The organism is Bradyrhizobium sp. USDA 4354 (assembly GCF_054060315.1).
The window spans coordinates 7,311,352-7,326,313 of sequence record NZ_JBSSDC010000001.1 but is presented as its reverse complement, the minus strand read 5'-3'; the positions used below and the strand labels follow the sequence as shown (position 1 = coordinate 7,326,313).

Sequence of the window (14,962 nt, the reverse complement as noted above, 5' to 3'; positions counted from 1 at the left end):
GGCGGACATTGTTCGATGCATCGACCCGGCCATCATTTCACCCGCCTGAGCGCCGTCCGCTCGCCCTCCAGCGAGGCTTTGACGTGGGCTCTTGCGCGTGCCAGGCGCGACATCACGGTGCCGATCGGCACGCCCTGGATGTCGGCGACCTCGCGATAGCTCATGCCTTCCAGCATCACCAGCAACAGCACCGAACGCTGTTCCTCGACGAGGGTAGCCAGCGCCTTCTCGATGTCGCGTCCTTCGGCCTCGGTCCCGCTGGCATCAGGGTTGTTCTCCGTCAGCGGCATGAATTGCGGGCGCCTCGCCAGCGAGCGCCGCCGATTCTTGTTGAGGTTGGTCAGGATCGTATAGAGCCAGCTCCTGACGTCGCCTCCGAGAAACAACCGCTCCGAACGCAGCGCGCGCACCAACGTATCCTGCACCAGATCGTCGGCCGCATCCGCATCGCGCGTCAGCGCGCGGGCGTAGCGGCGCAACGCCGGGATCATGGTTTCCACACTCTGGCGAAACGCATTCATCGCGGTCTTGATGTCCCCAGCGTTCGGCGCGAGCGCCTCAACCATCATAACACCCGAGCGGAACGGCTATTCCGGCACTCGAAACAGCGTTAACGCCGCGGATTAGGGCTGTACCGCAGGGGAGGGCTGGTGTACCTCCAGACCTCAACGAGAGCTCGACGGGACGTTCAAAAATGGCGCAGAATTCAGGTCTGATGCAAGGCAAGCGCGGGGTGATCCTCGGCGTCGCCAACAACCGCTCGATCGCCTGGGGCATCGCCAAGGCATGCCACGCGGCCGGTGCCGAGCTCGCCTTCACCTACCAGGGCGATGCGCTGAAGAAGCGCGTCGAGCCGCTTGCCGCCGAAATCGGTGGTCTCGTGCTCGGCCATTGCGACGTCACCGATGCCGCGACCATCGACGCCGCCTTCGCGGTGCTCAAGGAGAAGTGGGGCAAGATCGACTTCCTGGTGCATGCGATCGCCTATGGCGAGCAGCTCGACGGCCGTTACGTCGACACCACGCAGGAGAATTTTTCGAAGTCGATGCTGATCTCCTGCTATTCGTTCACTGCCGTGGCGCAGCGCGCCGAGAAGCTGATGACGGATGGCGGCTCGCTGATCACGCTCTCCTATTACGGCGCCGAGAAGTGGATGCCGCATTACAACGTGATGGGCGTGGCCAAGGCGGCGCTGGAAGCCAGCGTGCGCTATCTCGCCGCCGATCTCGGCGAGAAGAACATCCGCGTCAACGCCATCTCGGCAGGTCCGATCAAGACGCTTGCCGCCTCCGGCATCGGCGACTTCCGCTATATCCTGAAGTGGAACGAACACAACGCGCCGATGCGGCGCAACGTCTCGACCGAGGACGTCGGCGGCAGCGCGCTGTATTTCCTCTCCGACCTCTCGCGCGGCGTCACCGGCGAGGTGCATCATGTCGATTCCGGTTACCACGTGCTGGGCATGAAGCGCCCGGACGCGCCTGACATCTCGCTGAGTGGCAAGGATTAACGTTCAGCCGTCATGCCGGTGCCCACGATCTATTTCCTTCGCCACGGCGAGACCGAATGGAACGCGCTCGGCCGGCTCCAGGGCACCAAGGACGTCCCGTTGAACGCACGCGGCCGCGGTCAGGCGGTGCACGCTGCCAGCGTTCTGGCCGATCTGTTCAAGCGCGAAGGCAAGGACAGAGCGGCGCTGCCCTATGTGTCGAGTCCGCTCGGACGAGCACGGCAGACCATGGAGCTCGTGCGCGGCAAGCTCGAGCTGCCGCCTGCCGACTATTCCCTCGACGACCGCCTGCGCGAGATCGGCTATGGTGTCTGGGAGGGGCTGACACTGGCGGAAAGCGAGTCCTCTGATCCCGATGTCTATGCCAGGCGCCTTGCCGACAAATGGACGGTGGCGCCAAGCGGCGGCGAGACCTATGCTGCCGTGCAGTTGCGCATGCTCGACTGGTACGAGTCGCTTTTGGTCGACACTGTCGCGGTCGCCCACGGCGGCACCTGCCGCGCCCTGATGGTGGCCTTGGGCCTCGAGACCCCCGCCAGCGCCGCCGAACTTTATATTGGGCAGGGGGCCGTCTACGTGTTCCGCGCCGGCCGGCTGGAGAAGTTCAGTTAAGTCCACTCGCTGTCATTCCGGGGCGGCGCGAAGCGCCGAACTCCGGTGCACCCTTGCGCACCTGAGAATCTCGAGATTCCGGGTTCGATGCTCCCGCATCGCCCCGGAATGACTGGAACGGGGTTGAATGCGGTGTTTCCGGGCGCTACCACAAGTCAGAACTGACTTACGAGCTAGAGACGGATGTCCTTCAACACCTTCGGCCATATGTTCCGCGTCACCACCTTCGGCGAGAGCCACGGGGTGGCGATCGGCTGCGTGGTCGACGGCTGCCCGCCCATGATTCCGCTCGCCGAGGCCGACATCCAGAAAGACCTCGACCGCCGCCGTCCCGGCCAGTCGCGCTTCACCACCCAGCGCCAGGAGCCGGACCAGGTGAAAATCCTGTCCGGCGTGATGGCACATCCGGAGACCGGCGTGCAGGTGACGACGGGCACCCCGATCGGCCTCCTGATCGAGAACACCGATCAGCGCTCGAAGGACTATTCCGAGATCAAGGACAAGTTTCGTCCCGGTCACGCCGACTTCACCTATGAGGCCAAATACGGCCTGCGCGACTATCGCGGCGGCGGTCGCTCCTCCGCGCGCGAGACCGCGATGCGCGTTGCCGCCGGCGCCATCGCGCGGAAGGTGCTGCCCGACGTGAAGGTGCGCGGCGCACTGGTGCAGATCGGGCCTCACAAGATCGACCGCGGCAAGTGGGACTGGGACGAGATTGCCAAGAATCCGTTCTTCTGTCCCGACAAGGACAAGGCGACGTTCTTCGAGACCTATCTCGACGGCATCCGCAAGAGCGGTTCCTCGATCGGTGCTGTGATCGAGGTCGTCGCGGAAGGCGTGCCGGCAGGTCTTGGCGCGCCGATCTACGCCAAGCTCGATTCCGATCTCGCGGCTGCGATGATGACCATCAACGCCGTCAAGGGCGTCGAGATCGGCGCCGGCTTTGGCGCCGCCGAGCTGACCGGCGAGGAGAACGCCGACGAGATGCGCACCGGTAACGACGGCACGCGCTTCCTGTCCAACCATGCCGGCGGCGTGCTGGGCGGCATCTCCACCGGACAGCCGGTGGTGGTGCGTTTCGCGGTGAAGCCGACCTCGTCGATCCTGCAGCCGCGTCTCACAGTCGATCGCAAGGGCGCCGATACCGAGATTTTCACCAAGGGCCGCCACGACCCCTGCGTCGGCATCCGTGCGGTCCCCGTCGGCGAAGCCATGATGGCCTGCGTTCTGGCCGATCACTTCCTGCGCGATCGCGGGCAGGTGGGGCGTTGATGTCGCGGTACTAGCCCACCGCGCAGCTTGACGGCCCCGCAACTTCGCCCGCAAATGCGGCCATGAACAGCTCCGAGCTCCAGCGCATTTCCAACTGGCTGATCGACGGCGCTTGGTCGGCTCAGGAGCCGGCCGTAGGGATTGCCGATTTCTGCGAACGTCTGGTCGCGGCCGGCCTGCCGCTGTGGCGGTTCGGCATCTTCATCCGCACGCTGCATCCCGAGATTTTCGGCCGCAACTTCATCTGGCGGCAGGGCCAGGGAGTCGAAGTCGGCAGCGTCGATTTCGATATTTTGGACACGCCCGAATTCGCCCGCAGTCCGCTCCGCATCGTGTTCGAGCAAGGGATCGAGGTCAGGGGGCGCGCAAGCGATCCCGACAGCAAGCGATTTCCGTTCGTCGACGACATGCGCGCCGAAGGCGCGACCGACTATATCGCGGTGCCGGTGCCCTTTCTCGATCGCTCCATCCATGCGACCAGCTGGGTCACGCACCAGCCCGGCGGCTTCAGCGACGAGGACATCGCGGCGATCCGCTCCGTCGTGACGCCGCTCGCGCGCATCAGCGAGATCATCAGCCTGCGCCGCACCGCCGAGATGCTGCTCGACACCTATGTCGGCAACCGTGCTGGCTCGCGCATCCTCGGCGGCCAGATCCGCCGCGGTCACACTGACACCATGCAGGCGGTGATCTGGCTTTCGGATCTGCGCGGCTTCACCGCGCTATCGGATCGGCTGCCGGCCGAGACCGTGGTCACGATCCTCAACCAATATTTCGACTGTCAGGTCACCGCGATCCGCGGCCACGGCGGCGAGGTCTTGAAATTCATGGGCGATGGTCTGCTCGCCGTCTTCCCGATCGACGAATATGTCGGCGATGCCGCTGATGTCTGCGCGCGGGTGCTGGAGGCGGCGCGCGAGTCCCGCGCCAGCGTCGAGGCGCTCACCTTTCCGGTCGGGGACGTCGTCGAGCGCTTCCGCTTCGGTGTCGCCCTGCACGTCGGCAACATTCTCTACGGCAATATCGGCGGCGGTAACCGTCTCGACTTCACCTGCATCGGCCCTGCCGTCAACCTTGCCGCAAGGCTGGAGAAGATCACGGGTCGCTTGGGGCGGACTGTCGTCGCCTCGGAAGGCTTTGCCAACGTCTGTCGCCACGATTGGCATGAGCTCGGCGAATTTCCGATCGCGGGATTCTCCAGGGCGCAGCGCGTGTATGGGCTGGCGGAAGAGACTCCGGCCGTGATGGCTTAAAGACAATCATGGTCTTGGATACCAAGCGATGGGCGAGCGCGGTAATTTCGTTGTGTGTGGCTGCTTGTGGGTTTGTCCGGGACGACGTTCTTGACGAACCCTATCGCCTCGTCGCGGTCGATAGTCTCGAAGACATGGCGCTCTGCCGTTCGATCGGAACTAATCGAGATTGCGTTGGCGATGGCCTACCTGGTCCTACGGTATTTCAGGCCGGCTCGAACGCCCAGTACATCGTGTTCGCGCGGCATCCACGTCGGCGGGGCGAGTCACCGAACCGCTCGGTTACGGAATTTTACTACATCTCGCGAAGCAGAAATGAGCAGGACGCTACGGTGCCTGTACTCCTGAGCGGCCCCTTCAATGAACCTGAATACCAGGACGAGAAGAGAAGGCTACAGCTGCCTGAGTTCAGCAAGATACTCGCCGACCTGAAGTAACGCTGCGACGAAGTCATCACGCTACTCCTCCGGCTCGGTCGTGAACAGCAGCGGATAGCCCTTGGCGCGGCCGGCGTCGGTGGCGCGCGTGGCCTTGGTCTCGGCGACGTCCTTGGTGAACACGGCGACGACGCAGGCGCCAAGCTTGTGGGCGGTGATCATCACCTTGTAGGCCTGATCCTCGGTCATGCGGAACTCAGCCTTCAGCACCAAGGTGACGAACTCACGCGGCGTGTAGTCGTCGTTGATCAGGATCACCTTGTGCAGCCGCGGCCGCTCGACCTTGGTCTTCGTCCTGGTTTTCGGCTTGGTGACGGCGTCGTTCATTCCGCCTCCTGGACACGGCGGCTTGGGTTCCCTGCCGGAGCGATCAGCCCGCGGCCTTTGCACCATATTGCAGGACCTGCACCTTCTCCAAGGTGATCAGCCCGCTCGACATCATGCCGTCCAGGATGGGCAGGAATGCGTTGATGTTATCCTCGCTGTCGACGATCTCGATCAGCAGCGGCAGGTCTTCCGACAGCCGCAGGATCTTTGAGGTGTGCAGCCGGCTGGACTTGCCGAACCCCATGGGACCGCGCAGCACGGTGGCGCCGGCCAGATGTCGCTCGCGCGCGGTCATCACGATCGCCTCATAGAGCGGCTTGCCGTCGAAATGGTCGCTCTCGCCGATGAAGATCCGGAGCGAAACTGCCTGATCGGGGATTTGCATTGCTCAGCTCCTTGTCAAGCGATTGTAGCGGCTCGCCATGATATGCCCTGCCCATACCGACACCAGCCAGCAGATCACGGACGCCGCGACATAGGCGAGTGCCGTGTACCTCATGCCGCCGTGGAGCAGGCGGAAGGTCTCCAGGCTGAAGGCCGAGAAGGTGGTGTAGCCGCCGCAAAACCCGGTCATGACGAATTGTCGGTGCTCGGGCCGCGCCAGCACGCGGCCGTCGGGGCCGGTCAGCGTCGCGTAGAAGCCGATGATCAGGGAGCCCGTCGCGTTGATGAACAGCGTCGCGAAAGGAAAGCCCGGCCCGGTGTCGAGCGCGAGCCCGACCAGATAACGCGTCAGCCCGCCGACGATGCTGCCGGCGGCAACCCAGGCGTAGAGAACCGCGCTGCGCCAGCGCTCGGCAGAAGGGGAGCTCATCTGCCTCTAGCCTCCCAGACGATCCGCAAGGAGAAAGCCGCAGCTGACGGCGGCGAGGCACAGCCCGACCGAGCACACGACATTGCCGAGCGCCGAAAGCGGCTCGCCGCCACGCGCGAGTGTCAGCGTTTGCAGACTGAACGAGGACACCGTGGTGTAACAGCCGAGAAACCCGGTTACCGCGAACAGCCAGGGATTGGGCGAGGCGAAGACCGAGCCCGGATGCGTCGCCAGCGCGCCAAAAATGCCGATCAAGAAGGCGCCGGTGACGTTGATGGTCATGGTGCCCCACGGAAACGTTTCGCCCAGCCGCCGCGCGATCGCACCGGAGACGAAGTAGCGCGCACAGCCGCCCAGCACGCTGCCGATCATGATCGCGAACAGTCCGCTCAGCATGATGAACCGCCCCCCGTCATCACTTGTCCCCTGCCGCCAGACCGTTGCCGACCGCAAGCAGTCCCACAAGCGAAACCAGCGCGAAGCCGAGCCCCGCAAGGAACGTTCCTGCCGGACCATAGGCGTCCCACAAGGCGCCCGCGATCACGCTCGCGGCCAGCAAGGCAAGCCCGGTGAACAGGTTGAAATAGCCGAATGCGGTGCCGCGCAGGCTCGGTGGCGCGGCGTCGGCGACGAGGGCCGAGAACAGCCCTTGCGTCAACCCCATATGCAGGCCCCACAGCACGACCCCGAGCGCGAGGCCTGCGAGATTCGGCAGCAGCGCCAGCGCGAGATCGGCGCCTGCGAGGAAAGCGAGACCGAGCGCGAGCAGGCCGGTCCGGTTGATCCGGTCCGACAGCACGCCGGCCGGATAGGCCGACAGGGCATAGACGATGTTCATCAGCACCAGCACCGCCGGCACCCACATCGCATGGAGCCCGATATTCTGTGCGCGCAGGATCAAGAAGGCCTCGCTGAAGCGCGCGAGCGTGAAGACGATTCCGACCGCCACGACACGCCAATAGACCGCTCCGAGCTGCCGCATCGCGGCGAGATTGAGCGGATTCTTTGCGGGCTCCCGGCGTGGATCGGGCTCCGGCTCGTCCACCGCGAACGCGATCAAGCCAAAGGACAAGAATGCCGGCAGCACCGCCACCCAGAACACGAGAGCAAAATTGTCAGCCGTCCACCACATCAGGCCGATCGCTGCGAGTGGTCCGACGAACGCGCCGATGGTGTCGAGCGATTGCCGCAGGCCAAAGCTCGCGCCGCGCAGGCCGACCGGAGCGATATCGGCGATCAGCGCATCGCGCGGCGCGCCGCGGATGCCCTTGCCGACGCGATCGATGAAGCGCGCGGCCACCAGCCATCCGACGCTGGGCGCGAGCGGGAACAGCGGCTTGGTGAGGGCGGCAAGCCCATAGCCGAGCGCGGCGAGCAGCTTGCGGCGTCCAAGCCAATCCGACAGCGCACCGGAAAAGATCTTCGTGATCGCGGCCGTTGCCTCCGCAATCCCCTCGATGAAGCCGACGGTGAGGGTGGAAGCGCCGAGCACGGTGACGAGATAGACCGGCAGCAGCGCGTGGATCATCTCGGAGGAGACGTCCATCAGCATCGAGACGAAGCCGAGCACCCAGATCCCCCTGGGCAGCGTGGCGCGCGCAGCGTTCGGTGTCGTCATCGTCACGTCTTCGCCTGCTCCTACCGGCCTTCACCAGGCAACAAAAAACCCGCCATCGGCGGGTATGTCCATGATCCCGCCCAAGGCAGAGGTCCAAAGATTGCCTCTCCTCAAGCAGGAGTCATCAGCCCATGAGGTCATCGACCGCCGGGCGGTTGTCGGGGGACTCCATCCCCATCTATCCAACCAACCCTAGCATGGAAATCGTGCCGGACAAGTGGGAGAGGAGTGTCCCATCATCACCTGTCGTTCCGGGCCGATGCGCAGCATCGAACTCCGGTGCGCCCTTGCGCACCTGAGAATCTCGAGATTCCGGGTTCGGCTCTTCGAGCCGCCCCGGAATGACGGAGCCTGTGATCGCGCGTGTTCCGGTGACGCAAGCGCGGCAACATGGCGGCAGCTTTGCGTGACGCGTGCCAATTCCTTAACTCGAATGTGAAGCGCAAGCGATCTTCGGCCTTTGCGGCAAGGCGATTGCATGTCACCATCGCGTCATACGACGGGAGACTGCGATGCGCTTGCTGTTCTCGATCGGGGCTGTGTTGGTGGCCGGCATGCTTGCCGGAGGGGACGTCGCGGGCATCGCGGCACCAGGACCCAAATTCGAAGCGCCCAAGAATCAACCGCAGCGGCTTGCGGCCGACAAGGACGCGCAGACGGTCGACGTCGAGCTGATCCTCGCGGTCGACGTGTCCTACTCCATGGACATGGACGAGCTCGCGATCCAGCGCGAGGGCTATGCGCAGGCAATCCAGTCGAAGGAGTTCCTGCAGGCGCTGAAGCTCGGCCCGAACGGCCGCATCGCGGTGACCTATTTCGAGTGGGCCGCCTCCAGCGACCAGAAGGTCATCATTCCCTGGCGGCTGGTCGACGGACCGGAAACGGCGGACGCGGTCGCCGCCGAGATCATGAAGACGCCGATCCGGCGCGCCTCGCGCACCTCGATCTCCGGCGCGATCACTTTTGCGATGCCGCTGTTCGACGAGGATCCCTATCGGGGCTTGCGCCGTGTCATCGACATTTCCGGCGACGGTCCCAACAACAATGGCGGTCCGGTCACGGTGGCGCGCGATGCCGCGCTCGAGAAGGGCATCGTCATCAACGGCCTGCCGATCATGGTCAAGGAGCCGTCCTATTCGACCATGGATATCGATAATCTCGATCTCTACTATGAGGACTGCGTCATCGGAGGGCCCGGCTCGTTCGTCGTCACGATCAAGGAACGGGAGAAGTTCAAGGAAGCGATCCGCACCAAGCTGCTGATGGAAGTCGCAGGCCGCACGCCGGAGCGTCCCGTGATGCGCGTTGCCGACAAGGAGCCGCGCGTCAACTGCCTGATCGGCGAGAAGATCTGGTCCGATCGCTGGGGCCGCTAGGGGCGTGCATCCCGATCGGGACCTTTCGCCTCATCTCGCTCGGCGGTTGAACTTAACCCCCCGTTAACCGGCACGTGGCCCTAATCGGACGGTTTCTGTTTGTTCCCTGCCGGCGTCCTGACATTGGCGGCCGCCGGGAACGAAAGCGGGCTTGTCAGGCCCGTCCTCCGAGCAAGTCGATGGCCACCGTCACTGCGACCACCAGCCAGATTTCGCCCGCCAATGAGCGGGTCTTTCGCCAGAGCAGACTGCTCGGTGAATGGAAGGGCAATTGGGTCGGCAACAACCAGCCCGTCAGCTTCAAGGTCGTCAACATCCGCGGTGCCCGGGCGCAGGTCGAGTACACCCATAACGGGCGTACCGACCGTGGTTTTGCCGAGGTGAACGGCTCGCTGATCACCTTCGGCGGGGTCACGGTCGGCACCAAGGACGGCAAGAACATGGTGCTGCTGTTCTCCGTGGGTGGCGCTGGGAAACAGACTGCCAACCTGGAGAAGCAGGACCCGCCGGCCTCCGACAGCCGCCTCATGGGAAGCTGGGGCGGTTATTCCAGCGACAACGGCAAGAGCGCGAGCTTCAAGGTGATCTCGGTCAACGGCAAGGAAGCTCAGGTCAGCGTCACCACCGACGGCATCACCCGCCAGGGCACCGGCATCGTCTACAAGAACGTCATCATGTTCGGGCAGGCGCAGATCGCGACCGACGACGGACAGAACGGCAAGGTCATCTATCAGGTCGGCACGAAATCCTTCATGGTGCCGGTGACGAAATATCCGCCGGCGGATTCGTCGTCTTCTGTCGACAAGACGGCATAGCGTTCACGGCGGTGTCCCGCCGGGTTATGTCAGCGTCTTCAATTGCTGGTCGACCTGCCGCAGCATTGCGCAGGCCTGTGCGAAGCCGCCGTCAGCGACGAGTTGCCAGATTTGGTCGGACTGCTCCACCAAGTGTGGGATCCCCAGCGGCAAGCCTGCTGCCTCCTGCAGGGCCCCCTTCTCGTTGATCAGATAGCGCTCGTTCAGTGCGAACAGCACCTGCGCGACACAGGCGAGCGATCTGTAGAGGCATCCCGCGACATGGGTCCGCTCGTTGCGTGCGGCCGCGAGCTCGGCATTTTCGATGCTGAACAGGACCTCCCATTGGAAGCGCCGGATCAGGGCGCTGCGCAAAGGCTCCGGATAGGGAAGCGCGATCGATTTGAGCCGGGCGATCACGCCCTTCGGATCGTGCAGCGGCTGACAATATGCGATCTCGCCCATCCAGATCGCTGAGCAGAAGCCATGCGGATGGCCGGGCTGGTAATCCATGGTGACCACGCCGGCGCGGCAGGATTCCATGACGGCCTCGACCGCGTCGGCGTTACGGTAGAGCAGGTCGACCTTGCGGCCTTCCACCGAAAGCCAGGCGCCGCCGACGATCCATTGACCCCATTCTCCGACCGGCGTCACGGTCGTGGCGGCGGGATCGTCCGCAATGTCCTTCGCGGCGGCCAGCACCCGCTCGGTGTCCAGCGGAAACGCCGTCTTGAAGTAGAGGCCGATATCGTAGTCCGACGCCGCGTGCGCGCTGCCCCGCGCGCGTGAGCCGCCGAGCACGACAGCCTGAACGCCCGGTACGTCGGCAAGAACGGATGTCAGGCGCGTGAGCAACGGATCGTGCGGCATCAGATGCGGATCCCCGAAAGACCTGCGGCCGCGACGCCGGCGCGGTCGCTCTGCTGGCATTGACGATGGCCGAGGAGTATAATTTGCAAAATTCTTGACGGTCATCTGAATGTTCAACCTTGCACGTTCATGCCTCCTTGCAGCTCTCGCAGTGCTCTGCCTCGGCGGAGAGCCGGTTCATGCGCAAGTCGCGCCGCTGAGATATTGGATTCCCGGCGGGCCTTTCGGCCTCGGTGGTGGTGCCGGCCAGAGTTCCGACACCTACGGCAACTTCGCGAGCTTCAATGCCGGCGATGCGGGGGCTTGGCGTACCAGCTATGCGAACGGTTTCTTCGTCGGCAGCGAGCGCGGCAATTTTGGTTGGAGCGGCTTCAATCAGGCCGGTTCGGCCGGCAATTTCAGCGCGCTGTCCTATGACAGCACGCAGTTCGGCTACAACACCAAGACGGCTGGCGGCATGCCCGTCACGTTCTTCGCCGGCTTCGACACGTTGAAGTATGGCAACGGCATCGGTAGCTCGCTGGCGCCGCTGACCTCCAGCGCCGCGCCCGGCTATGGCGGGTTTGCGGGTGTCGAATTCAAGCCGACCTCCAATCTCAGCCTGTCGTTCGGGGTCGGCTACACCCAGCAGCAATCGGGCCGCATGGACAGCGACATCAACTCCTCGATGCTGCCCGGCGAGTCCCCGGCCTTGGGTGGCCTTCGGCGTTAGAGCATGATCCATCCAAATCTCATCGCGCTTTTCAGGATTTCATCACCAGTTCCGGTGGACGTCGCAGCGATTTCGGCAGGTTCGGGCCGGTTCCGAAGCGCATCACGATGTCTGGACGCCGTTCGCCTAGTCCGAGTGAGATCCCGAATTGCTGCCTCAGCGCTGCCACCTCGACCGGCTGGTTGACGAAGGAGTATTTCAGTCCCAGCGCGGTCGCCTGCAAACCGAAGCGCTGGCAGGCGCGGCCGATCGCGATCCAATGCGACTTGTCGCTGCGATCGGCGGCGAGCACGACGACGCCCGCAGAGCTGTCGAGCTCCTCGCGGTACTTCTTGTTTTCCCCGCTCTCGGTGAAGAAGAGCTTCAGAAGCGGCCGCGCCACCCATGAAGGCAGCGAGGGATTTCCCGACGCGGGCGCGAACAACCCGTCCATGGTCGCGAGTGCCTCCGCCTCGTTGAAGCGGATCCAGCTGACGAGCTCGCGCATGAAGGCCGTGTCGCGCATTTGCGCCGAGTTGCCTTCGAGCACATAGTCGGCGACTTTTGCCATCCCCGCGCGCTCGGTGATCAGGATCGCCGAGACGCCGGGTTCACGGCAGGCGTTCTCGAGCTGGCGCAAGATCTCGGGCGCGGCTGGCGTGCCGGCGAAGGCGGCACGGGTGCATTGCCTGATCGGAATTGCGTCGGCCAGTGCCGATGCCGCAGGAGGGGCCTCCTCCAGCGTGATCACGATGCGATCGCCGTCCACGACCAAATCGGCGTGCCGGCCCAGCGTGGACGCGGCGAGGATGAGGTTTTCGGCGGCGCAGCCGAGACTGACGAAGAGGTGATGATCGTCCGGATCGACGGCCGGACAGCGGCGCGTGAAGTCCGGCTCAATCGCGATGACATTGCCGCGAACGGAGAAAATCCACGGCTGGGTGTTGTGGCTGTTGGCCGCGAGGGTCGCAAAGCGCACGAGCTCGCGATCCCTCGGCGCTGGTCGCAGCGGAGTCCGTGACGAGCTGACCGCCTCGTCATAGGTCATCGCCGCCGCTGCGGCCGAGGGACCGCCGATCGCTGCCGCAGAAAGTCCGAGCGCGGTCGTGATGAATTGTCGCCGGTTGGCCACGCCTGTCCGCTCCGCTTCGATTGCGCAGGGCATTCTTAGCGCCATCGGACGACAGAGCGATTGACCGGTATCAAGGCTGTGGGCTCGATTGGGAGTTTGGAGCCTATCGCACGAACCGTGCCACCAGCTCCACATGCGGCGTGTGGCGGAACTGATCGACCGGCACCACCGCCTCCAGCCGAAAGCCGCCGTCGATCAGCAGCCGCGCGTCGCGTGCAAAGGTTGCGGCGTTGCAGGACACCGCGATCACGACGGGCACCTTGCTCGCGGCGAGCTTCAACGCCTGCGCCTGGGCGCCCTGGCGCGGCGGGTCGAACACCACGGCGTCGACGTCGCGCAGCTCCTGCGGCACCAGGGGGCGGCGGAACAGGTCGCGCGGCTCGGCTTTGATTGGCTTCAGGCCCGGTGTACGCGCGGCTTTCACGAGGGCCGTGATGGCGCCGGCATCGCTGTCATAGGCGGTGAGGCGGGCTTTCTCGGCGAGCCGCAGAGCGAACGGGCCGACACCGCAGAAGAGATCGGCGACCTCCTTGGCCTTGCCGATGCGCTCAGTGACGAGGGCCGCAAGCGTCTCTTCGCCCGCCGCCGTCGCCTGCAGGAACGAGCCCGGCGGCAGCGTCACTTCGGCGCGGCCCATCTTCACCGTCGGCGGCAGGCGTTGCAGCACCAGCTCGCCGTGCCGCGTCAGTCGTGCCAGGCGATGCTGCTCGGCGACGCGCGACAGCGCCGTCACCAGCGGCGTCGGCAGCGGGCCGGAGCCGCGCACGTCGACGTCGAGGCCGTTGGCGGTCGCGGTGACCTGGATATCGAGCGGCTTCGTCACCGGCATCCTGGAGGTCAGCGGCTCGGCCAGCGCCCAGGCGGCATCGAGCGCGCCGTCGAGTGCGGGATCGAGGATGGGGCAGCGATGGATCGGAATGACGTCGTGCGAGCTCGCCGCGGAGAAGCCGACCTTGAGGATGTCGTGCGTGCCGAACCGGCCGTGCAGCGTGATGCGCCGGCGGCCGGCGCCGTGGGCATCGACCAGCGGCGCCACCTCGCAATCGATGCCGGCCTGCGCCAGCGTTTCCACCACGATATTGCGTTTCCAGGCGCGATACGGCTCAGCCGCCCAATGCTGGATGGCGCAGCCACCACAGACGCCGAAATGCGGACAGAATGGCTCAATGCGTTCGGGGCTTGCGACCTCCACCGCGAGCAGCTTGCGGCGGTCGGGATGGTGGCCCACGACGTGATCGACCTCGACGGTCTCGCCGCCGAGCGCGTAGGGCACATAGATAGCTTCGCCGGCGTCGAGGCAGACGCCGTCACCGCGATGGCCGACATGATCGATGGTCAGTCGCTCAACCACGGCGCGCGCCCAGGAAGAATTCGATATTGCCGTCGCCGCCCGTGATCGGCGAGGGGAACACCTCGATATCGGTGCAGCCGAGCGAAGCGGCAAAGGCCGCGACGTCGTCGCAGATCTCCTGGTGCACGGCGGCGTCGCGGATGATGCCCTTCTTGTTGTGCTTCCGGTCCGCCTCGAATTGCGGCTTGATCAGCGCCAGCAAGCTCATCGGCGCGGCCGCCAGCGACAGCGCCACCGGCAGCACCGTCTTCAGCGAGATGAAGCTGACGTCGATGACGACGACATCGGGCCGCACCGGCAGGCGCCTGCCCTCATAGCTGCGGATGTCGGTCTCCTCCATCGACACGATCTTCGGATGATTGCGCAGCGAGGGATGCAGCTGGCTGCTGCCAACATCGATTGCGAACACCAGGCTCGCACCGTTCGCCAGCAGCACCTCGGTGAAGCCGCCGGTGGAGGCGCCGACGTCGAGGCAGACATGGTCCTCGATATCAATCGTGTAGCGCTCCAGCGCCCCGGCGAGCTTGACGCCGCCGCGGGAGACGTAGGGGTGCGCGGGTTCGGCCTGGATCACCGCGTCCTCAGCGATCGTCTCCGACGGTTTCGAGACCTGCTTGTCGTCGGCCGTGACGAGCCCGGCTTCGATGGCCGCGCGTGCCCGCGCCCGGCTCTCGAACAGGCCGCGCTCGACCAGCAATACATCCGCGCGCTTGCGGGGAGGGGGCATCGGGTCTCCGGGACGATGAAAAGGCTAATGTAGCGATCAATCACGCGGCCGCCATCCGGACGCAAGCTCGAACGCGGCCAGATCGTGCCGGACATCGATGGACATCGTGGCCGGCGTCACCAGCGAGCAGCTGACTCGGCCGACATTCAATGAAGCGAATGGCGAAATATTTGGAATC

At 64.9% G+C, this 14,962-nt stretch carries 18 protein-coding genes and 1 riboswitch; of the genes, 8 read left to right on the top strand and 10 right to left on the bottom strand.

Going from position 1 to position 14,962, the window contains the following annotated elements; translation table 11 throughout:
* Positions 1-32 precede the first annotated feature (32 nt).
* Complete coding sequence (locus ACVIIV_RS34045) at positions 33-521, bottom strand: RNA polymerase sigma factor (RefSeq protein WP_456748897.1); 489 nt, start codon at positions 519-521, stop codon at positions 33-35.
* A 173-nt stretch (positions 522-694) separates the two neighbouring features.
* Here ACVIIV_RS34045 and fabI point away from each other — a divergent pair, with 173 nt between their 5' ends.
* From fabI to ACVIIV_RS34020, 5 genes are all read left to right on the top strand, one after another.
* Positions 695-1,510: an enoyl-ACP reductase FabI gene (gene fabI, locus ACVIIV_RS34040; RefSeq protein ID WP_456748092.1), complete on the top strand. Its 816-nt coding sequence runs from the start codon at positions 695-697 to the stop codon at positions 1,508-1,510.
* Positions 1,511-1,522: 12 nt separating this feature from the next.
* Positions 1,523-2,122, top strand: coding sequence for a histidine phosphatase family protein (locus ACVIIV_RS34035; RefSeq protein WP_456748091.1), 600 nt, complete (start codon positions 1,523-1,525; stop codon positions 2,120-2,122).
* A gap of 183 nt (positions 2,123-2,305) precedes the next feature.
* The gene (gene aroC, locus ACVIIV_RS34030) at positions 2,306-3,394 is read left to right on the top strand and encodes a chorismate synthase (protein WP_456748090.1); all 1,089 of its coding nucleotides are present in this window, start codon (positions 2,306-2,308) and stop codon (positions 3,392-3,394) included.
* A gap of 62 nt (positions 3,395-3,456) precedes the next feature.
* Entirely contained in the window at positions 3,457-4,647 is a 1,191-nt protein-coding gene (locus ACVIIV_RS34025; protein WP_456748089.1) for an adenylate/guanylate cyclase domain-containing protein, read from the top strand.
* 8 nt (positions 4,648-4,655) lie between these two features.
* Complete coding sequence (locus ACVIIV_RS34020; protein ID WP_456748088.1) at positions 4,656-5,084, top strand: hypothetical protein; 429 nt, start codon at positions 4,656-4,658, stop codon at positions 5,082-5,084.
* 21 nt (positions 5,085-5,105) lie between these two features.
* Here ACVIIV_RS34020 and clpS read toward each other — a convergent pair whose 3' ends face one another.
* Genes clpS through ACVIIV_RS33995 form a run of 5 tightly spaced genes read right to left on the bottom strand, consistent with a single transcriptional unit; the run spans position 5,106 to position 7,843 of the window.
* Entirely contained in the window at positions 5,106-5,411 is a 306-nt protein-coding gene (gene clpS, locus ACVIIV_RS34015) for an ATP-dependent Clp protease adapter ClpS (RefSeq protein ID WP_027570976.1), read from the bottom strand.
* A 43-nt stretch (positions 5,412-5,454) separates the two neighbouring features.
* Positions 5,455-5,796 carry a DUF190 domain-containing protein gene (locus ACVIIV_RS34010; RefSeq protein ID WP_456748087.1) on the bottom strand — a complete coding sequence of 114 codons (342 nt, stop codon included), beginning with the start codon at positions 5,794-5,796 and terminating at the stop codon, positions 5,455-5,457.
* 3 nt (positions 5,797-5,799) lie between these two features.
* A complete protein-coding gene (gene crcB, locus ACVIIV_RS34005) occupies positions 5,800-6,225 on the bottom strand; it encodes a fluoride efflux transporter CrcB (RefSeq protein ID WP_456748086.1) in 426 nt (141 codons plus the stop codon).
* A 6-nt stretch (positions 6,226-6,231) separates the two neighbouring features.
* A complete protein-coding gene (gene crcB / locus ACVIIV_RS34000) occupies positions 6,232-6,621 on the bottom strand; it encodes a fluoride efflux transporter CrcB (RefSeq protein WP_456748085.1) in 390 nt (129 codons plus the stop codon).
* Positions 6,622-6,640: 19 nt separating this feature from the next.
* Positions 6,641-7,843 carry an MFS transporter gene (locus ACVIIV_RS33995; protein ID WP_456748084.1) on the bottom strand — a complete coding sequence of 401 codons (1,203 nt, stop codon included), beginning with the start codon at positions 7,841-7,843 and terminating at the stop codon, positions 6,641-6,643.
* A gap of 108 nt (positions 7,844-7,951) precedes the next feature.
* Positions 7,952-8,028, bottom strand: a riboswitch (Fluoride riboswitch).
* A 327-nt stretch (positions 8,029-8,355) separates the two neighbouring features.
* Between ACVIIV_RS33995 and ACVIIV_RS33990 the strand changes: the two genes are divergently transcribed.
* A complete protein-coding gene (locus tag ACVIIV_RS33990; RefSeq protein ID WP_456748083.1) occupies positions 8,356-9,219 on the top strand; it encodes a DUF1194 domain-containing protein in 864 nt (287 codons plus the stop codon).
* Between the two features lie 179 nt (positions 9,220-9,398).
* On the top strand, positions 9,399-10,034 hold the full coding sequence (locus tag ACVIIV_RS33985) for a hypothetical protein (protein ID WP_456748082.1): 636 nt from the start codon (positions 9,399-9,401) through the stop codon (positions 10,032-10,034).
* A gap of 24 nt (positions 10,035-10,058) precedes the next feature.
* Here the strand turns inward: ACVIIV_RS33985 and ACVIIV_RS33980 are convergent, their stop codons facing one another.
* Positions 10,059-10,883, bottom strand: a complete 825-nt coding sequence (locus tag ACVIIV_RS33980) for a nucleotidyltransferase domain-containing protein (RefSeq protein WP_456748081.1) — start codon at positions 10,881-10,883, stop codon at positions 10,059-10,061.
* Positions 10,884-10,992: 109 nt separating this feature from the next.
* Between ACVIIV_RS33980 and ACVIIV_RS33975 the strand changes: the two genes are divergently transcribed.
* Entirely contained in the window at positions 10,993-11,595 is a 603-nt protein-coding gene (locus ACVIIV_RS33975) for a hypothetical protein (protein ID WP_456748080.1), read from the top strand.
* 31 nt (positions 11,596-11,626) lie between these two features.
* Here ACVIIV_RS33975 and ACVIIV_RS33970 read toward each other — a convergent pair whose 3' ends face one another.
* The 3 genes from ACVIIV_RS33970 to ACVIIV_RS33960 all read right to left on the bottom strand — a co-directional run bounded on the left by ACVIIV_RS33970 (position 11,627) and on the right by ACVIIV_RS33960 (position 14,784).
* On the bottom strand, positions 11,627-12,706 hold the full coding sequence (locus ACVIIV_RS33970; protein WP_456748079.1) for an Acg family FMN-binding oxidoreductase: 1,080 nt from the start codon (positions 12,704-12,706) through the stop codon (positions 11,627-11,629).
* A 103-nt stretch (positions 12,707-12,809) separates the two neighbouring features.
* Complete coding sequence (locus ACVIIV_RS33965) at positions 12,810-14,057, bottom strand: class I SAM-dependent RNA methyltransferase (RefSeq protein WP_456748078.1); 1,248 nt, start codon at positions 14,055-14,057, stop codon at positions 12,810-12,812.
* Positions 14,050-14,784: a TlyA family RNA methyltransferase gene (locus tag ACVIIV_RS33960; RefSeq protein WP_456748077.1), complete on the bottom strand. Its 735-nt coding sequence runs from the start codon at positions 14,782-14,784 to the stop codon at positions 14,050-14,052. Before ACVIIV_RS33960 ends, ACVIIV_RS33965 begins: the two co-directional genes overlap by 8 nt.
* Positions 14,785-14,962 lie beyond the last annotated feature (178 nt).